Below are 18503 nucleotides of genomic sequence, written 5' to 3'. Positions count from 1 at the left end.
CCTTGCCGGTAAAGTGGAAAACATGGCTCCTCGTAAGAACCCATTATTCGACACTGCCACCACCCTTGGAAAGATCCTGGTCTTCCTTGGCGTGAGTGCCATTTGCGGTGTCCTGGTAGCAGGCCTGCTGGTCCCCGCGGCGGCCGTTTCAGGCAGCGCAGCCAGCGGTTCGATCGAGTTCTTCGACACCCTTCCGGCGGAGCTGAAGGTGGATCCGCCCAACCAGACCACCCGGATCCTGGCAGCGGACGGCAGCGAGATCGCCAGCGTCTACAAGGAAAACCGCACCAAGGTTGCCCTCAACCAGATTTCGCCTTTCGTGAAGGAAGCTGTCATCGCCGTCGAGGACAGCCGTTTTTATGAGCACGGCGGTGTGGACACCACAGGCATCCTGCGCGCAGTTGTCAGCACCGCACGCGGAAACAGGCAGGGCGCCTCCACCATCACCCAGCAGTACGTGAACAATGTCCTCAACTCCAATCTCGCCGCCGAGGGCAGGGACGAGGACATCAAGCTCAATGGTGTGAACAAGGGTGTGGGCGACAAGCTCCGCGAAATGAAGCTGGCCATCGCCCTGGAGAAAGAGTTCAGCAAGGAGCAGATCCTTGAGGGCTACCTGAACATCGTCTTCTTCAACCGCGACGCGTACGGCATCGAAGCCGCCTCCCGTTTCTTCTTCAGCACCACAGCCAAGAACCTGAGCCTTCCCCAGGCTGCTCTGCTCGCCGGCCTGGTCAACAGTCCGTCCGCGTTCGACCCCATCAGCAATCCGGAGAACGCCAAGCAGCGCCGCGACCTGGTGCTGAGCCTGATGCTCAGCCAGGGCAAAATCACCAAGGCTGAGCACGACGCCGCTGTTGCCACTCCGGTGAAAACCAAGGTGACCCAGCCGAAGCAGGGCTGCGCTTACGCTTCCACCGCCCCGTACTTCTGTGACTATGTTCTCCATCTGTTGGAGAACAACCCGGCCTACGGCGCCGAACTTGCAGAGCGGCAACGCCTTATCTACGGCGGCGGCCTGACCATCAAAACCACATTGGATCCGAACGCGCAGGCCGTGGCTCAGGAGCAGGTCAACGCTTCGGCCGGCGCCAACCCGGACAAGTGGGGCGCAGCCATGGTCTCCGTGCAGCCCAACAGCGGCAAAATCGTCTCAATGGCCCAGAACACGAAGTTCCTGCCGGCCAAGGGGTCCTTCGACTCGCAGGTGAACTTCAACGTGGACAAGCTGGATAAGGACGGCAACGACCTTAATGGCTTGGGTGGCGCACAGCCCGGGTCCACCATGAAGCCATTTACGTTCGCGCAGTGGCTCAATGAGGGCAAGTCCATGAACACCGTGGTTGACGCAGCCCAGCGCGTCTACCCGCTGGGCTTCCCCTGGCGCAACTCCTGCGGCCAGGTGACCGGCGGGTACAGCACCGAACAGAAGAACCAGAACCTGGGCACGGCAGACGACCTGCAGAACGCCGAACCCCAGTGGTACCGCCCCCTGTCCGTCCTTGAAGGCCTGTACAACTCCATCAACACCGTCACGTTCGCCTCAGCAGCGCAGCTGGACTTCTGCGGCATCCAGAAGATTGTGGACGCAACCGGACTCCACGGCGGGCTTCCGGCTGACGGCGAACCGAACCCGAAAATCAACATGTCCACGCTGGCCAACCTGCTGGGTTCCACCCAGACGGCTCCGCTGACCATGGCCAGTGCCTTCGCTACGTTCGCCAATGACGGAAAGTACTGCGAGCCCATTGCCATCTCGTCCGTCACGGACCAGACCGGCGCCCAGTTGCCGGCACAGTCCACCAGCTGCCGGGACGCCGTGACGCCGGAGGTCGCCCGCGGCGTGAACTACGCCCTGCAGGAAGTCCTCAACCAGGGATCGGGTTCGTTGATCCAGCCCCGTATTTCCACCCGGACCAGCTTCCCGATCGGCGCAAAGACCGGTACGTCCAACAACAACGGATCCACCTGGGTTGTTGGCCACACCACCGGACTGGCCACAGCTGCCTGGTTCGGTGACCCGCTGGGCGCCCAGGGCCGTTCCGGCCAGAACATCACCGTCAACGGAACGTTTTATCAGGGCATCGACGGCTACATGATCGCCGGACCCATGTTCTCCAACTTCATGTCGCGGGTCGCGCCGTCGTTCGGGACTGAGCCCTTCCCCGCGCCGCCAAGCGAGATGCTGTTCGGCGGCGGCGGATTCAACCCCGACAACAATCCCACCGCACCCGAAGCGCCCCAGGAGCAGGGGCCCGCTAACTCCGCCCCGGCAGCCCCTGAGCCCGCCCCCGAGCCGAGCAACAACGGGAACGGCAATGGAAACGGGAACAATGACGATTAGCCCGATGATCCCAATCGGTGCATTGGCCGGCCGCGCCCGAACCATCGGGCGCGGCTTTGCCGTCACCGCAGGAGCCGGGGCCGCGGCCGGAATCGCCGCCTTTGGTTATGGCCTGTGGGAGAAGAACCAGTTTGAGCTCCGCGAAGAGACGCTAAACATCCTCCCTCCCGGGCAGTCGCCGTTCCGCGTCCTCCATCTGAGCGACATCCACTTTGTCCCCGGGCAGCAAAAGAAGGCTGCCTGGCTGGAATCACTTGCCGGTCTTGAACCCGACCTGGTGGTCAACACGGGCGACAACCTCAGCCACGCCAAGGCGGTGGACCCGCTTCTGCAGGCCCTCCGCCCCCTCCTGGAGTTCCCCGGCGTCTTCGTCCCCGGCTCCAATGACTACTTCGCCCCCACCCTGAAAAACCCGGCTTCGTACCTGCGGGGACCATCCAGGGCCAAACCGAAACCCACTGTGCTGGACTGGCCGCGGCTGCGTTCCGGCTTCGGCATGGGTGGCTGGGTGGACCTGACCAACCGGCACCAGTCCGTGGTCCTGAAAGGCATCCGTTTCGACTTCTCCGGCGTGGACGATCCGCACCTGAACCGGGAAAGCTACGCGGGCTGGCCCCGGGGCACCGTCAACCAAAATGCCACTCCGCACCTCAAGGTCGCCGTCATCCACGCCCCCTACCAGCGCGTGCTGGACCACTTCACGGAGGACGGCGCGGACCTCCTGCTCGCCGGCCATACGCACGGCGGTCAGTTGTGCCTCCCCGGTTACGGCGCGCTGGTGTCAAACTGTGATCTCCCCACATGGCGGGCCAAGGGGCTTAACGACTGGCAAAGCAACGGAAGTACGACGCCAGTCAACGTCTCCGGCGGCATCGGCACTTCCCGCTTCGCCCCGGTCCGCATCGCCTGCAGGCCGGAAGCCGTCCTGCTTACCCTCACCTCACCCAGCTAACCGCCTTGCAGGTACGCGGACACGGGAGTCATTGCGCATCCCAATAACTGGCCAACCTCTGAACGCAGCATAGTTGCCTGTGAATCGGCTCACTCCATGGCATAGGGTAGTTGCTACGGGAAACTACATTCGTTTTAGAGCTTGAGAAGCGGGCATGGCCAAGCAGACATCTTTTTTTCGATCCATCAGCCGTCTCTATCCCCATGTCAGGCCAATCATCCCCCGGCTTCTCATGGGACTTCTGTGCGCACTTCTGGCCAGTGTTGTTGCCTTGGCCATCCCGCAGGTTCTCCGGGTACTGATCAACGAATCGCTCCAGCCGGGCGGCACCACCGAAGCCGTCTGGATCCCGGCCGGCGTCATCCTGGCACTGGGTGTGGCGGAGGCCGGGCTGGTGGCCCTTCGCCGGCAGTTCGTCATCAATCCCGCCACCTCCGTTGAGACCCGGATGCGGGTTTCCTTGTATGGCCACCTGCAGGACCTGACGGTCTCGTTCCACGACCGTTGGGGTTCCGGCCAACTTCTCTCCCGCGCCATGACGGACCTGAACTTTTTGCGCCGCTGGATGGCCTTCGGCGCCATCATGCTGGTGGTCACCACCCTGACGGTCATCATCGGTATCGGGGTCATGTTCGCGATGAGCTGGCAACTGGCCCTCATCTTCCTGGCCGCTGCCGTGCCCATCATGGCCTACAGTTTCCGGTTCCGGACCCGCTTCAGCAGGGTGGCGCGCCGCAGCCAGGACCAGGCCGGCGACCTTGCCACCACCGTTGAGGAGTCGGTCCACGGCATCCGCGTGCTCAAAGCCTTTGGCCGCAGCCGGGAAGCCCTCGAAAACTTCGAGGAACAAGCCGAGGAACTGCGCCAGACGGAGATCGATAAGGCGCGCCAGCAGGCCACCTTCACGATGGTGGTCACCTTGTTGCCGGAACTAGCCCTTGGCGCGGGACTCGTGGTGGGTGTCATGCTGTGCGCCGGCGGGCAGCTGAGCATCGGCGCGCTGGTAGCCTTTTTTGCCACTGCCGCCGTCATCGCCTCCCCCGTTGAGTTCTCCGGCATGCTGCTGGCCATGGCACTCACCGCCAAGACCGCCGTCGACCGTCACTTCGAGGTAATGGACACAGCCAACAGCATCACCAGTCCCCCTGAGCCCCGGCTGCCCAGCCGGCTCGTCGGCGCCCTCCGCTTCAACAACGCCACTTTCGCCTTCGAGGACGCTCCGGACAAGCCCATCCTGAAGGAGATCAACCTCGATCTCCGGCCCGGCGAAACGATGGCCCTGGTGGGCATCACCGGAAGCGGCAAAAGCGCCATGATCCAGCTCGTGCCCCGCCTGTACGACGTCACCGATGGCTCCATCACCATCGACGGCGTGGACCTGCGGGACTTCGACGTGGAGGAACTCCGCCGCATCGTGGGAGTGGCCTTCGAGGACACCACCCTGTTCTCCACTTCCGTCCGTGACAACATCCTCCTCGGCGCCCCGGTCCGCAACGATGCGGTTCTCGAGGAGGCGCTGGACGTGGCCCAGGCGCACTTCGCCTACTCCCTGCCCGAAGGCCTGGAGACCCTCATCGGCGAGGAAGGCCTGAGCCTGTCCGGCGGGCAGCGGCAGCGCATTGCCCTGGCCCGTGCCATCGCCGCACGCCCGCTCGTGCTGGTGCTCGACGATCCGCTGTCCGCCCTGGACGTCCACACCGAGGAACTCGTGGAGACCCGGCTCCGGGCCGTGCTGAAGGACACCACCACTCTGATCGTGGCCCACCGGCCGTCCACAGTTGCGCTGGCGGACCGGGTGGCGCTGCTGGAGGACGGGCGCATCACCGCCGTCGGGACCCACACCGAGCTGCTGGCCGGCAACGACCACTACCGCTACGTCATCGCCAGCCTCGACCAGGAACCACGGGACCTGGACTCCGAGCTGTCGGAGCTCAAAGAAGCCGGTATCCAGGCAGAGGAAGTCACCCGATGAGCACGGCCACCTTCGGCACCGCCAACGAAGACAACGCCCACCTGAGCAGGAGTGACAGCAGGGCTGTACGACGGCGGTCGCTGGCACTGCTGCGCTCCCTCATCCGGCCCGTGCGGCTGCGGTTCTGGCTGACGATAGCCACAGTGGTCCTCTCGCAGGCGGCGCGGGTGGCCGGCCCGGCGCTCATCGCCTTTGGCATCGACCATGCCCTGCCCGCGCTTCAGGCCGGAGATAACCTGCCCCTGGTGCTCACCGGCGTCGCCTATCTGCTCGCGGCGATTGCGACGGCGGGACTCACCGCCCTGTACGTCACGTCCACGGCGAGGTTGAGCCAGGCCATGCTGCTGGACTTGCGCGTCAAGGTTTTCCGGCACACTCAGCGGCTAAGCCTCGAGTTCCACGAGAAGTACACGTCCGGCCGGATCATTGCACGGCAGACTTCGGACTTGGAGGCTCTTCGCGAACTCCTGGATTCCGGGGTCAGCTCGCTGGCGTCCGGAATGCTGTTCATGATCTTCACCGCTATTACCGTGTTCGCCCTGGACTGGCGCAGCGGCCTGCTGGTGCTGGCCGCCGGCGTGCCGATGTATTTCCTGGCCCGCTGGTACCAAAAGCATTCACAGATCGCCTTCCGCGAATCCCGGGTGGTGTCTGCCCGGCTGATCGTGCACTTCGTGGAGACCATGACCGGCATCCGGGCCGTGAAAGCATTCCGCAAGGAACGGGAAAATTCCGAACGGTACGGAAAACTTGCGGAGGACTACCGGTTGGTCACCGTCCGCTCCATTAACCTCAACGGCATTTTCCAGCCAGGACTGGTGCTGATCGGCAACGTCTGCGTGGCCGTGGTCCTGCTCTTCGGCGGTTTCCGCGTCCTCACCGGCGATCTTGCAGTGGGAGTGCTGTTGGCGCTCATCCTCTCCACGAAAAGGTTTTTCCAGCCGGTGGACCAGATGGCAATGTTCTACAACTCCTTCCAGAGTGCGCAGGCAGCGCTGGAGAAGGTGTCAGGACTGTTGGAAGAAGTACCGACGGTGCGGCCGCCCAAAAATGCTGTCGCACTGAAAAACGCCAAGGGGGCGATCGACTTCAAGGACGTGGAATTCCGCTACGGCGACGGGCCGGTGATCGTCCCCACGCTTAACCTGCACATTCCGGCTGGCCAGACCGTTGCACTGGTAGGCCAGACGGGAGCGGGAAAGTCCACCCTGGCCAAGCTGATTGCCCGCTTCTACGATGTCTCCTCAGGCTCCCTCACCCTTGATGGGGTGGACCTCCGGAACCTGAGCACAACGGACCTGCGGCGGAACATCGTGATGGTGACACAGGAGGCCTTCCTGTTCAGCGGTTCCGTCGCTGACAACATCGCCCTGGGCCGGCCCGAGGCTTCCCGGGCCGAAATCGAGGAAGCAGCGAAGGTCGTAGGGGCACATGAATTCATTCTTGAACTGCCGGACGGCTATGACACAGATGTCAATAAGCGCGGCGGCCGGGTGTCCTCCGGCCAGCGCCAGCTCATCAGTTTCGCAAGGGCGTTCCTTGCCCGCCCGGCCGTGCTGATCCTGGACGAGGCAACGTCCTCGCTTGATATTCCTTCAGAGAGGCTGGTGCAGGCCGGACTGGCCCGGCTCCTCGCGGGCACCGACGCTGCCAGCAGGACTGCGCTGATCATCGCCCACAGGCTGTCCACGGTGGAGACGGCGGACCGCGTGCTGGTGGTTCACAACGGCCGCATTGTTGAGGATGGATCGCCCGCAGAACTTATCGGGGGCGGCGGACGCTTCGCGGACCTGCACGGCGCCTGGAAGGACTCTTTGGTCTGACCGGCCGCGGAGGCTGCGGATTTCGCATCGAGGGCCCGCATCGGCTATTCTTGTAAAGTTGCTTTTGCAGCGGATCGGGATGTAGCGCAGCTTGGTAGCGCGCTTCGTTCGGGACGAAGAGGTCGCAGGTTCAAATCCTGTCATCCCGACCAAACAAGAGAGGGTCTCCATACGGAGGCCCTCTTTTTTGGCGTTCCCGGCTCCCCCGGACCTGCGGCTTCCGGGAAAGGGAAAGGCCCCGGAGCAGATGCTCCGGGGCCTCCCTCGCCTCCTTGTTGAGGAAGCTACTACATCGGGTTAGGCCAGTTGCCGCTGTACGTGTCGTACGTAGCGTCCGTGCTGTTGACCTTCTTCCCGTTCTCTTTCTCTGCCATGGGATTCGGCCAGTTGCCGCTACGGGCAGAGATGCCGGCGTTATCCGCAGGGGAACCGGCCGCCAGTACGGCCGGGGCCGCGGCGGAAAACGCCAGGGCACCCGCAAGTACTGCGGCCGCTGCAATCTTCTTCAACATATTAGTTCCTCTATACGAGTCGGATTCCTCACAAAGCCAGCACTGTCCTTGTTGACACTCATTGTAAAATGTTTTGCACAGGGACTGTCAAGCACCGGTTTCAGGCCGTCCGAATGAAAGGAGATCCCGTGGGCAACGGATTCGGGGAGAAGCTCCGGGCAGAGCGGCTCGAACGTGGGATGACGCAGGCCGAACTGGGGAAGGACCTGTATTCGCCAAGCTATATCTCACTGCTCGAAACCGGCCGACGGGAGCCCACGGCTGAAGTGATTGAGGAGCTGGCCAGAAGGCTCGAATTGGCGCCCAAAGCCCTGGAAGCCTGGAGCCAGCCAATCTCTCTCAGCGACGCGGAATACGTGCTGGCAGGTCTGTACGCCCGGCAAGCGTGGGATTTGCGGGATTACCCCCTGGCAGCCAGCCATGCTGCAACTGCCGCCAAAATCGCTCTCGAGGGGAAGAACACCAGCGCGTGGTGGAATATGACTTACATGCAGGCGGAATGCTTGTTGCGCCATGGTGATTTAGTGGAATGCCAGCAGATTACCGAACGCCTGCTGGAACACCCGATGGCGAGGGAGTCCGTGGGACTGGGTGTGCGCGCCCGTCAAATGCTTGCGGCTGTTTTGCAACGGCAGGGACAGCTGTCTGCCGCTGTGGATCAAGCAATGGAAGCGATGAGGCTGGCGGAGCAGCTGCCGCCAAGTTCCACCATCATAACGGGCGCTTTGCGGGTCCTCATCGGGGCTCTGGCGGAAAGCGGCCGACTGGACGAGGCATGGACCCACTGCCGGGTGCTCATCACGCAAGTGGACGAAGATTCAATGCCCCAGCTTGCCGGTGAAGTGGCATGGGTCGTGGGAAATGTCGCCTTTATGCGGCATGACTACGCAGAGGGAGTCAAGGAACACGAACGTGCGGCAAAGCTGCTTTCCCCGGCCAATGACATCGAGATGTGGGCACGGTTCAACAAAGCTTCTGCGGCCGTGCGGCTACAGGCCGGCATTGTGGAGCCCGAGACGCTCGCCTCGATCGAGCGGGCCGAACTCGCGTTTTCGATTGTTTACGAAATGAAAAGCGACGAGCTGGAAGTCGCTTTCATCCGCGCCCGCTGGCTGTACCTGACCGGTGACATTGTGGCCGCAATCCAGAAGCTCCGGGAGGTCCACGCACAGCGTGACGCACTCGCCAAGCACACGGCCGGCGAGGTTTCATTGCTACTCGGCAAATCGCTCAAGGCCGCAGGCGAAGCCGATGAAGCCCTGATATTCCTTCAGGAAGCACAGAAGGCCTTCAGCTCCGCCGGGGCCCAGGATCTCATCCAGCAGGCATTGGACGCGATGCTGGAGATCCGGCTCGCCCAACAACGGACAGACGCCGCGACTAAAGACGCAAAGGCCAGCTGACTAGGGCCAGCCGGCGTAGGCGAGGGACGGGCCGGGTCCGAACCTGCACACCGGTTTACGCGAAGGCCCGCCCGGTCAGCTTCTCGTAGGCCTCCACGTAGCGGCCGCGGGTCCGCTCTACAACTTCGGCGGGCAGGGCGGGCGGAGGCGTGTCCGTTGCCCTGTCCCAGCCGGACTCGGCCGAGGTCAACCAGTCCCGGACGTACTGCTTGTCGTAGGAGGGCTGCGCCTGTCCCGGCTGGTAGGTGGCAGCGTCCCAGAACCGTGACGAATCCGGCGTCAGGACCTCGTCGCCCAACGTAATGGAACCGGAAACGGCGTCGTAGCCAAACTCCACCTTGGTGTCGGCAAGGATGATGCCGCGTTCGCGAGCGATTCCCTCGGCCTTGGTGTAGATCTCCAGTGTGAGCTGGCTCAGCCGGCCGGCGATATCATCGCCGACCATTGCCACCACGGCGTCATACGTGATGTTCTCGTCATGCTCACCCACTGCCGCCTTGGCCGACGGCGTGAAGATGGCCTGCTCCAGCCGTGAACCGTCCATCAGGCCTTCCGGCAGCGGGATACTGCACACAGTCCCCGCGGCCTTGTACTCCAGCAGGCCTGAGCCCGTGAGATAGCCGCGGGCGATGCACTCCACCGGGAACATGTCCAGCTTCTTGCAGATCATGGCCCGGCCTTCGACGGCCGCCGGCACACCGTCCTCCACTGTGGAGGCCAGGACGTGATGCTCCACGCCCAGCTGGTCGAACCACCAAAGGCTGAGCTGGGTGAGAATTCGCCCCTTGTCCGGAATTTCGCTGGTGAGGACGTGGTCGAAGGCACTGATGCGGTCACTGGCCACCACCAGTACGCAGTCCCGGCCCACCCGCTGCCGGACGGAATCGTCGGCCGGTTCGTAAAGGTCACGGACCTTGCCCGAGTAGACGTGCGTCCAACCCGGCAGGTCCAGGGTGGTGGTACTGAAACCGCGTGCTGCGGAATTTGCGCTCATGCTAGGCCTTCCCCTTCGTTATGGGCAGCGATCCGGTAGCGGCTGACGATACCCGAATCTCGCCACGCGCGGCTTTGCCGCCGATGTCCGTGCGGAACTGCGAGCCTTCAAGCTGGACCAGCTCCACGCCGTCGTACGCTCTTTCCCGCGCCTCCACCAGGTCGCTGCCCAACGCCACGACCGCAAGTACACGCCCGCCGGCGGAGACAACCTTGCCGTCCTCGTCAAAGGAGGTGCCGGCGTGGATCACGTGCACGCCGTCCAGCGCTTCGACCTTTTTCAGCCCGCGGATCCTGTCACCGGTACGGGGGCTGTCAGGGTAGTTTTCGGAAGCGACGACGACGGCGACCGCAGTGTCCTTCGCCCAGCGCAGCTCCTCTGCCTTGTCCAGTTCGCCCTTGGCGGCTGCGAGCAGCAGGGCACCGAGCGGCGTCTTGAGCCGCGCCAGCACGGCCTGGGTTTCCGGGTCGCCAAAACGGACGTTGAATTCGATCACGCGGGTGCCGCGCGAGGTCAGCGCGAGCCCCACAAACAGCACGCCCACGAACGGGGTGCCGCGGCTGGCCATCTCGTTGACCGTGGGCTGGGCTACGCGGTCCAGGACCTCCTGGACCAGCCCTTCCGGTGCCCATTCCAAGGGCGTGTAGGCACCCATTCCGCCGGTGTTAGGTCCTTCGTCGTTGTCGAAGATCCGCTTGAAGTCCTGGGCCGGTGACAGCGCCACGGTGTTGTGCCCGTCGCAGAGGACAAAGAGGGAAACTTCGGGCCCGTCCAGGAACTCCTCGATCACCACGGAGCCGCCGGCATCGAAGCAGGACTGTGCGTGTGCCAGGGCCTCGTCGCGGTTCCTGGTGACCACCACACCCTTGCCGGCAGCGAGGCCGTCGTCCTTCACCACGTACGGCGCGCCGAACGTGTCCAGGGCCGAAGCGGCTTCGTCGGCGTTGGTGGCGACCATTGCCATGGCCGTGGGCACGCCGGCCTCGGCCATGATTTCCTTGGCGAATGCCTTGGAGGCTTCGAGCTGCGCGGCGGCCTTGCTGGGGCCGAACACCGGGATCCCGGCATCGCGGACGGCGTCGGAGACACCTGCCGCCAGCGGCGCCTCGGGTCCCACTACCACGAGGTCCACGGCGAGCTTCGTAGCCAGGGCGGCGACGGCGTCGGGATCATTGCCGTTGATTGTGTGGGTGGGGACCAGCTTGCTGATGCCGGCATTGCCGGGAGCGGCATGGACCTCGGACACGTTGGGGTCGGCGAGCAGGGAGCGGACAATGGCGTGTTCGCGGCCTCCGGGGCCGATGACGAGTACCTTCACAGTCACCAAGGGTACTTTGTGCACCCGCCCGCTCCTAAGCTGTGTCAGCCCTGCAGAACAATCCCCGGCCCGCTTCGCTCCGAACCCATGTCATGAAAAAGCTTCGGAATTGGCTCAAGGGTCCCACCGCCATGGCTGCGCTGGCAGGCGTGGTGGCTGCCGCCGTCGTCCTGGCCGTGGCTGAGCTGGTTGGAGCCTTTTTCACCGCCCGCGCCACACCCGTCATCGCGCTGGGATCCACGTTCATCGACTTCACGCCGTCCTGGCTGAAGGATTTTGCGATTGCCACGTTCGGAACCAATGACAAAGCCGCCCTCTTTGTGGGCATGGGACTGACCATCTTCATCCTGGCCTGCGTACTGGGCGTGGTGGCGTACCGGCGCTGGGCGCTGGGAGTTTTGGGCGTCCTGTTCATGGGTGCGGTGATCGTGGCCAGCGTGGTGACCCGGGCAGGCGTAGGGCCGGCGGATGCCATACCGTCGTTGGTGGGCACGCTCGCGGGCCTGGCCGCCCTGCGGTTCCTGATTGCCCCGCTGTGGGACACGAATGTTGCACCCGCCGACGCCGCAGCGGACACTCCGGGCGGCAGCCGCCGCCGCTTCTTCACCGCAGCCGGGATCACCGCAGCCGCTGCCGGCATCGCCGCCACGGGCGGCCGCCTCCTGAGCACTGCCCGCAGCAATATCGCCCAGGCGCGGGATGCCGTGCAGCTTCCCGTGCCTGTGAAGGCTGCTGCTGCCGTTCCAGCCGGCGTCCAGTCGCCGGTGCCGGGGGTCGCGCCGTGGGTCACGCCCAATGGTGAGTTCTACCGCATTGACACGGCCCTCAGCGTCCCGGAAGTTAACGTGGACGAGTGGGAGCTGCGGGTCCATGGGCTGGTGGAGGAGGAGGTCCGGCTCACGTTCCAGGACCTGCTCGACGCCGACCTGATCGAATCGCACGTGACGCTCACCTGCGTCTCCAATCCGGTCGGCGGCAACCTCACCGGCAACGCCAAATGGCTGGGCCTGCCCATCCGCGAGGTGTTGAAGCGGGCGAAGCCGAAGGACGGGGCGGACATGGTGCTCTCAACCTCCGTCGACGGCTTCAGCGCGTCCACACCGCTCGAGGTCCTGCAGGACGGCCGTGACGCCATCCTGGCCATTGGCATGAACGACGAGCCGCTCCCTCTCGAACACGGCTACCCGGTGCGGATGGTGGTTCCGGGACTGTACGGGTTCGTTTCCGCCACCAAATGGGTGGTGGACCTCGAAGTGACCCGGTTCGCCGACAGCAAGGCCTACTGGACCCAGCGTGGATGGTCCGAACGCGGGCCCATCAAGACCATGGCACGGGTGGACGTCCCCAAATCCTTTGCTAAAGTCCCCGCCGGGAAGGTTGCCGTGGGCGGTACCGCCTGGGCCCAGACCCGCGGCATCACCAAGGTGGAGATCCAGATCGACAACGCCGGCTGGGTGGAGGCGGACCTGTCCACCGAGGCGTCCGTGGTGACATGGCGCCAGTGGTCCTATGAATGGGACGCCGCACCCGGGCCGCACTACATCAAAGTCCGTGCCACCGACGGCTCAGGTGAGGTGCAGACTGACCAGCGGGCGGATCCCGTTCCCGACGGCGCCTCCGGCTGGCAGTCGGTCATGGTCACCGTGGAGTAGCCGGGCATCCGGCATGCGGGCCCCTAGACTGGCAGCATGCCGCATAATCCGCACGCCACTTTCACCGTGGACTCCGCCGTCGAACTGGCCGTGATCGAGCGCAGCGGCTTTGTGGAGTCGCGGCACATCGGCTCGGCCGTGCTGCTCGCAGCGGACGGGACAGTGGTCACAGAGCTTGGCGACATCAACACCCCCATTTTCGCCAGGTCAGCCCTGAAGCCGTTCCAAGCACTGGCGTCGATGCAGTCCGGAGTACCGCTCCGGGGCGCACAGGTGGCCCTGGCCTGTGCAAGCCACGTGGGCTCGCTGGACCATATGGACGTGGTGTCAGGCATGCTCAAGGCGGCCGGCGTCCGCGAGGACCAGCTGCAGTGCCCGGAGGCCTGGCCGCAGGATGAAACGGCCCGAAACTGGCTGGTGCGCTCGGAGCGCGGCAAGTCCAGGCTCGCGTTCAACTGTTCCGGCAAGCACGCTGCCTTCCTGTGGGCATGCACGGAAAACGGCTGGGATACCCACAGTTATTTGGAGCCCAACCACCCGCTGCAGCAGCGGGTCCGCACGGTCATCGAGGAGTACGCGGGCGAAAAGATCGCGCATCTGGGAATTGACGGCTGCGGCGCGCCTGTGGCGGCGGTTTCCCTCAAGGGCCTCGCGCGGGGCTTCTCCCAGCTGGCCAAGGCACCCGGCGACCAGAGTTTCAGCGCCCGTGCCGCCACCATCGCAACGTCAATGCTTGACTACCCCTGGGCGGTCCAGGGCCGCGGCGAAGCCAACACCCTGGTGATGGACGAGCTGGAGGTCATCGCCAAGGTTGGCGCCGAAGGCGTGCTCGCCATGGCAACGCAGCAGGGTGTTTCCGTGGCCGTCAAGATATTGGACGGGAATGTCCGGGCCACCTCGCTGGTGGCGCTGACCCTTCTCGCTGCGGCCGGCGCGGTGGAAATTCCGGGGGTTGCGAGTGTCCTGGAGAAAGTCGTGGAGCCCGTGCTGGGCGGCGGCCGCCCGGTGGGACAGATCCGGCTGGGCCCGGCCGTTTCAGCGCTCCTGGATTAGGGCTCGCGGCAGCAACGGATTCTCAGACGTGCTGGTCCACGATCACCGGATTGCCGTCCGGATCCACCACAATGAAGCTCGCCGGCCCGGTTGTTCCTTCATCTGCTTCCGCGAGGAACTGGATGCCATGGCCCTGGAGTTCCTGCTGAAGCTCCCGCACGTCGGTGAAGGAGCCCACCGGCTGCGCGTCCTGGTCCCAGCCCGGGTTGAAGGTCAGGGCGTTCCGCTCCAGCACTCCCTCGAAGAGCCCGACGACGGCCTGGCCGTTCTTCAGGATCAGCCAGTTTTGCGACATATCGCCGGCCAACCGGCTGAAACCGAGTTTTTCGTAGAAAGCAGTTGAGGCCCCAATGTCCTTGACGTTGAGGCTGACCGAGAAAGCGCCGAGCTGCACGGGTAGCTCCGTTCTGTTCTGACGATGGTGCTACCGATGGTACCCGCGGGCTGCCGCGATTCCGTCCCGATGGCTGTTCGCGGTACCCTGATTGCCTTTGCCACTGCGTCCCCACCCGAAGGAAGCCGGAAACATGCCTGTAGCCCGCCGTCGTATCGACGTTGAAGAAGGCGCCGCGGCGCTGGCGGCGTGGCGGAAAGCCGCCGGGCCGTCGTCGGACGTTCCTGTCCCCCGGCCCCTTCTGGCCACCGCGGTGAGGTACACCCTTGAGGAAGTCACCGCGCGGGCACCGGGAAATTCGGTAGAGGTGCGCGTCCCGCCCTTCGGCGTGACGCAGTGCGTGGAGGGGCCGCGCCACACGCGCGGTACGCCGCCTAACGTGATTGAGTGCGACGCCGCCACCTGGCTTGCCATGGTGACCGGCCAGTTGGGCTGGGCGGACGCAGTGGCCGCCGGCAAGGTGGCCGCTTCAGGCTTGCGCGCCGACCTTTCGGCCTTGCTGCCGCTCTGACCCGATGGTCAGCCGCGGCCGATGAACGGCATGCCGGCAGCGGTCACAACTACTGATCCGACACTGGCCGTCGGTGGCATGTTGGCCATCATCAGCACCGCGCGGGCAGCATCCTCCACAGGAAAAGTGGGTTCCACCCGGCGGCTTCCGTCAGCCTGGAGCGCGCCCGCCCCGACGCCGATGGTGTCCATGATCTCCGTGGCCGTGTTGCCTATGTCGATCTGCCCGCACGTGACCCCGAAGCCACGCCCGTCCAGTTCGATGCTTTTGGTCAGGCCGGTCATGGCGTGCTTGGTGACGGCGTAGGCCACCGTCCGGGGCCGGGGTGAGTGCGCTGAGATGGAGCCGTTGTTGATGATCCGCCCGCCCTGCGGATCCTGCGCCTTCATCGCCCGGACGGCGGCCGCAGCACACAGCATGGATCCGGTCAGGTTGACCGCAACAACGGCGTCCCAGTCTGCCAGCGAGATCTCATCCACACCCGCCGCCGGCCCGAACACCCCGGCGTTGTTGAACAGGAGGTCCACCCGGCCCCAGCGCTGGCGAACCGCCTCGAAAAGATGCTCCACGTCGTCGGGCCGGGTGACGTCGCAAACCACCGGAAGCGCGTGCTCATGACCGCCTGCCGTCTCCACCAGCTGCGGCTCGCGCCGCCCGGCGAGGGCAACGGCGTAGCCATCGGCCAGGAGGAGGCGGGCCACCGCCCGGCCAATGCCGGAGCCGGCACCGGTTACCACGGCGACGCGCCGCCCCGGATGCTGGGGTTGATTCAAACTCTTCTCCTGTTGCCGAGGGCTGCACGGTACTTTGCCCTGCCGGGAGGGTTGCCGGCTACAGCGAAGCCGGCACCCCTGTGTTGTTCAGCGGCCAGCCTATGACGGTCTTGGGCCGCGGCGCAGCGTAGGTCCGGACTTTGGAGGTGGACAGCCGCATGCGGACCAGGGATTCGGCGATGGCCACGGCAGACGCAACACCGTCCACCACCGGGACGCCCGAACGCTGCCGGATCTGCTCATCAAGGCCGGCCATGCCGCCACAGCCAAGCACAATCACCTCAGCCTTGTCCTGGGTTACGGCCAGCATCGCCTGGTTGATGATCGCTTCGACCGCCCGCCCGGGTTCTTCTTCAAGTTCCAGGACGGCCATGCCGCTGGCCCGGACCGATGCGCAGCGGGCATCCAGGCCGGCAAGTTTGAGCCGGTCCTCGATGAGCGGGACGGTCCGGTCCAGGGTGGTGACCACCGAGTACTTGTGGCCCAGGAACATGGCGGTGCTGGCCGCTGCCTCGGTGATGTCCACCACCGGAACGTCCAGCAACTCCTGCAGCCCCTCGCGTCCGTGCTCGCCGTATCCTGCCTGGACCACGGCGTCGTACGGTTCCGGATAACGGGTCACGGCGTCCATCACGGCGATGGCCGCCAGGTAGCTTTCAAAGTTTCCTTCACAGGAGTCGGCACCGAACCGCGGCGTTATCCCGACGATTTCCGTACCGGGAGCAGCGATGCTGCGGGCCTGGGCGGCGATGGAGTCCGTCATGGACGCGGTGGTGTTGACGTTCGCTACGAGTATGCGCATTGGGGTTTCCTCCCTCAGTGGGTGCTGGCGACGGCGATGGCCTCGCCGTCGCGGTCTTCCAGCCGCTGCGAGCGGTCCGCGATGAAGAAATACACCACGGCGGCGATCCCTGCCGCGAAGAACCATGCGAAGGGTGCCGCTGCTGCCAGCCCCGGGACGAAGGCAATGAGGAGAGCGACGACGGCGGCCGGCACCATGGCGACGATCGCCCGGGGGTTGACGCCGTTCCTGTAGAAGTAGGCTCCGGCCGGGGAGGCGGTGTACAGCTCGGCAACGTTGACCTTGCCACGCCGGATCAGCCAGTAGTCTGCCATGACGACGCCGAACAGCGGGCCGAGCAGCGCGCCGAGGCCACCCAGGAAGTACACAATGACCACGGGGTTGTTATAGAGGTTCCAGGGCAGGATGACCAGGCCGATGACGGCGCTGACAATGGCCGCTTTACGGAAGTTCAGTTTCCGGGGAAACAGGTTGGTCAGGGCATAGACGGGCGCCACGAAGTTGGCCATGAGGTTGACCGCGATGGTGAGGATCAGCAGGGCGAGGCAGGCCAGCACCAGGAAAACTGTATTGGGAATGGTCTGGACAATGTCCGAGGGGCTTTCGATGATGGTGCCGTTGATCTTGAACTGCCCTCCGGCCATCACGACGACGATGGCGCCGAAGACCAGCATGTTGATGGGGATGCCCCAGAAGTTGCCCCGGACCACTGCCTTTTTGGATACCGCTGAGCGGGTGAAGTCGCAGAAGTTCAGGACGAAAGTGCCGTAAATGGAGACCCAGAGCGAGCCGCCCGCGAAGATGGTGAGCCACATTTCGGGCCCTTCCAGGGCGTTGTTGGAGGACCAGGCGATGGCGCCGCCGGCCTCAATGAAGATCCAGATGGCGATGGCAGCCATGGTGGCCAGGATGACCGGCCCGGCAAACGCCTCGTATTTGCGGATCATTTCCATGCCGAAGCTGACAATCACCAGCTGTACGACCCAGAGGATGAGGAAGGCGATCCAGCCCAGCGTGGACAACCCGAGGATGGAGTCCTTGTCCATGGCAGCAAGGGACGGAAACATGGCCACGATCATGACGCGGAAGACGACGGACGCGAGATAGGTCTGGATGCCGAACCAGGCGACGGCCACCGCTCCGCGCAGGAGGGCGGCGATTTGCGCGCCCCTGATTCCGAAGCTGATCCGGCTCATCACCGGGAAGGGAACGCCGGTCTTCACGCCCATGAAGCCGGAAAGATTGAGGAGGCCAAACAGCAACGCTGCACCGATTCCGAGTGCCATCAGGATCTGCCATCCACCCAGGCCCAAGGCAAAGAGGCCGATGGCAAAGGCGTAATTGCCCAGGCTGTGCACGTCGTTGGCCCACAGGGTGAAGATGCTGTAGCCGGACCAGCTGCGCCCGGCCCGCTTGGTGGGTGCGAGATCTACGTTATAAAGGGTGGGGCTGATGGCCTGGCCGGATGCTGCGCTGGCCGATTCGCACAGGGCGTCAACGCTCAGGGACGGGTGGGCGGCGGTAACTGACGGCGCTGTCAGATCTGTTGCCGCGTCAACACCGACCGGTGGAGGGGTCTGCATAGGTGTCTCAATTCTGGGAGGATTCCGCCGTGGTGAGGCCGGCTCGGAAGGCCGTTTCTGTTATTCCACATTGCGGAATCGAGATATTGAATAGTGAAATAAGCCTATGACCCACGTCACCTCCGGTCAAGGAGCGGATGGATGACCGTCGGTCACAATCGGTTGGCAGGTAGCCGTACCGCGCCCCGGCAACCCAGCGGACCGCTTCATATTGACCACCTCCTGCCTGCTTGCCTAATCTCATAAGGCAAGAATGTTTTCTCACAATACGAAAACATGGGCCATTCAACGATGAAAAGAGGCTCCCGTGGCTGCAGGAGAAGATACCTCCCATATCCTCAGCGGGTTGACTAACCAGCTGCCTGATCGTGATCCGGAAGAGACCGCCGAGTGGGTTGAGTCCCTGGATTCGTTGAT

At 64.3% G+C, this 18503-nt stretch carries 15 protein-coding genes and 1 tRNA gene; 9 read left to right on the top strand and 7 right to left on the bottom strand.

Annotation, left to right across the window (positions count from 1 at the left end; genetic code table 11):
• Positions 1-22: 22 nt before the first annotated feature.
• The 5 genes from AC50X7_RS10710 (at position 23) to AC50X7_RS10690 (ending at position 7243) form a co-directional block, all read left to right on the top strand.
• A complete protein-coding gene (locus AC50X7_RS10710) occupies positions 23-2344 on the top strand; it encodes a transglycosylase domain-containing protein (protein WP_494978989.1) in 2322 nt (773 codons plus the stop codon).
• Positions 2334-3296 carry a metallophosphoesterase gene (locus AC50X7_RS10705; RefSeq protein ID WP_494978988.1) on the top strand — a complete coding sequence of 321 codons (963 nt, stop codon included), beginning with the start codon at positions 2334-2336 and terminating at the stop codon, positions 3294-3296. The genes AC50X7_RS10710 and AC50X7_RS10705 overlap by 11 nt, the downstream gene beginning before the upstream one ends.
• A gap of 154 nt (positions 3297-3450) precedes the next feature.
• Positions 3451-5268, top strand: coding sequence for an ABC transporter ATP-binding protein (locus tag AC50X7_RS10700; RefSeq protein ID WP_494978987.1), 1818 nt, complete (start codon positions 3451-3453; stop codon positions 5266-5268).
• Positions 5265-7091, top strand: a complete 1827-nt coding sequence (locus AC50X7_RS10695) for an ABC transporter ATP-binding protein (RefSeq protein ID WP_494978986.1) — start codon at positions 5265-5267, stop codon at positions 7089-7091. Before AC50X7_RS10700 ends, AC50X7_RS10695 begins: the two co-directional genes overlap by 4 nt.
• A 75-nt stretch (positions 7092-7166) precedes the next feature.
• Positions 7167-7243: transfer RNA gene (locus AC50X7_RS10690), tRNA-Pro, on the top strand.
• A 135-nt stretch (positions 7244-7378) separates the two neighbouring features.
• Here the strand turns inward: AC50X7_RS10690 and AC50X7_RS10685 are convergent.
• Positions 7379-7603, bottom strand: a complete 225-nt coding sequence (locus tag AC50X7_RS10685; protein WP_494978985.1) for a hypothetical protein — start codon at positions 7601-7603, stop codon at positions 7379-7381.
• 128 nt (positions 7604-7731) lie between these two features.
• On the opposite strand from AC50X7_RS10685, the gene AC50X7_RS10680 reads away from it, so the two are divergent.
• A complete protein-coding gene (locus AC50X7_RS10680) occupies positions 7732-9006 on the top strand; it encodes a helix-turn-helix domain-containing protein (protein ID WP_494978984.1) in 1275 nt (424 codons plus the stop codon).
• Positions 9007-9061: 55 nt separating this feature from the next.
• Here AC50X7_RS10680 and AC50X7_RS10675 read toward each other — a convergent pair whose 3' ends face one another.
• Positions 9062-10000 (bottom strand): phosphoribosylaminoimidazolesuccinocarboxamide synthase, encoded by a 939-nt coding sequence (locus tag AC50X7_RS10675; protein ID WP_494978983.1) that lies wholly within the window; start codon positions 9998-10000, stop codon positions 9062-9064.
• A gap of 1 nt (position 10001) precedes the next feature.
• On the bottom strand, positions 10002-11318 hold the full coding sequence (gene purD / locus AC50X7_RS10670) for a phosphoribosylamine--glycine ligase (protein WP_494979127.1): 1317 nt from the start codon (positions 11316-11318) through the stop codon (positions 10002-10004).
• Positions 11319-11410: 92 nt separating this feature from the next.
• On the opposite strand from purD, the gene AC50X7_RS10665 reads away from it, so the two are divergent.
• Positions 11411-12970 (top strand): molybdopterin-dependent oxidoreductase, encoded by a 1560-nt coding sequence (locus AC50X7_RS10665; RefSeq protein WP_494978982.1) that lies wholly within the window; start codon positions 11411-11413, stop codon positions 12968-12970.
• A 36-nt stretch (positions 12971-13006) separates the two neighbouring features.
• Positions 13007-14023, top strand: a complete 1017-nt coding sequence (locus tag AC50X7_RS10660) for an asparaginase (protein WP_494978981.1) — start codon at positions 13007-13009, stop codon at positions 14021-14023.
• 22 nt (positions 14024-14045) lie between these two features.
• On the opposite strand, the gene AC50X7_RS10655 is transcribed toward AC50X7_RS10660, so the two are convergent.
• Positions 14046-14417 (bottom strand): VOC family protein, encoded by a 372-nt coding sequence (locus AC50X7_RS10655; RefSeq protein ID WP_494978980.1) that lies wholly within the window; start codon positions 14415-14417, stop codon positions 14046-14048.
• Positions 14418-14550: 133 nt separating this feature from the next.
• On the opposite strand from AC50X7_RS10655, the gene AC50X7_RS10650 reads away from it, so the two are divergent.
• Positions 14551-14928, top strand: coding sequence for a sterol carrier family protein (locus AC50X7_RS10650; RefSeq protein ID WP_494978979.1), 378 nt, complete (start codon positions 14551-14553; stop codon positions 14926-14928).
• Positions 14929-14936: 8 nt separating this feature from the next.
• Here the strand turns inward: AC50X7_RS10650 and AC50X7_RS10645 are convergent, their stop codons facing one another.
• The 3 genes from AC50X7_RS10645 to AC50X7_RS10635 are packed head-to-tail and all read right to left on the bottom strand — an operon-like array spanning position 14937 to position 18086.
• Positions 14937-15701 carry an SDR family oxidoreductase gene (locus tag AC50X7_RS10645; RefSeq protein WP_494978978.1) on the bottom strand — a complete coding sequence of 255 codons (765 nt, stop codon included), beginning with the start codon at positions 15699-15701 and terminating at the stop codon, positions 14937-14939.
• A gap of 58 nt (positions 15702-15759) precedes the next feature.
• Positions 15760-16503, bottom strand: coding sequence for an aspartate/glutamate racemase family protein (locus AC50X7_RS10640; protein WP_494978977.1), 744 nt, complete (start codon positions 16501-16503; stop codon positions 15760-15762).
• 14 nt (positions 16504-16517) lie between these two features.
• Positions 16518-18086 (bottom strand): NCS1 family nucleobase:cation symporter-1, encoded by a 1569-nt coding sequence (locus tag AC50X7_RS10635; protein ID WP_494978976.1) that lies wholly within the window; start codon positions 18084-18086, stop codon positions 16518-16520.
• Positions 18087-18503: the final 417 nt, after the last annotated feature.

The sequence above is a fragment of the Pseudarthrobacter sp. Hb11 genome, assembly GCF_059383655.1.
Note: the sequence above shows the minus strand (reverse complement) of the source record. Positions and strands in the feature narration are given on the sequence as shown.

Coding starts and splice junctions, on each gene's coding strand:
- AC50X7_RS10710 (WP_494978989.1), top strand. CDS start 23: ATGGCTCCTCGTAAGAACCCATTATTCGACACTGCCACCACCCTTGGA.
- AC50X7_RS10705 (WP_494978988.1), top strand. CDS start 2,334: ATGACGATTAGCCCGATGATCCCAATCGGTGCATTGGCCGGCCGCGCC.
- AC50X7_RS10700 (WP_494978987.1), top strand. CDS start 3,451: ATGGCCAAGCAGACATCTTTTTTTCGATCCATCAGCCGTCTCTATCCC.
- AC50X7_RS10695 (WP_494978986.1), top strand. CDS start 5,265: ATGAGCACGGCCACCTTCGGCACCGCCAACGAAGACAACGCCCACCTG.
- AC50X7_RS10685 (WP_494978985.1), bottom strand. CDS start 7,603: ATGTTGAAGAAGATTGCAGCGGCCGCAGTACTTGCGGGTGCCCTGGCG.
- AC50X7_RS10675 (WP_494978983.1), bottom strand. CDS start 10,000: ATGAGCGCAAATTCCGCAGCACGCGGTTTCAGTACCACCACCCTGGAC.
- AC50X7_RS10665 (WP_494978982.1), top strand. CDS start 11,411: ATGAAAAAGCTTCGGAATTGGCTCAAGGGTCCCACCGCCATGGCTGCG.
- AC50X7_RS10660 (WP_494978981.1), top strand. CDS start 13,007: ATGCCGCATAATCCGCACGCCACTTTCACCGTGGACTCCGCCGTCGAA.
- AC50X7_RS10650 (WP_494978979.1), top strand. CDS start 14,551: ATGCCTGTAGCCCGCCGTCGTATCGACGTTGAAGAAGGCGCCGCGGCG.
- AC50X7_RS10640 (WP_494978977.1), bottom strand. CDS start 16,503: ATGCGCATACTCGTAGCGAACGTCAACACCACCGCGTCCATGACGGAC.
- AC50X7_RS10635 (WP_494978976.1), bottom strand. CDS start 18,086: ATGCAGACCCCTCCACCGGTCGGTGTTGACGCGGCAACAGATCTGACA.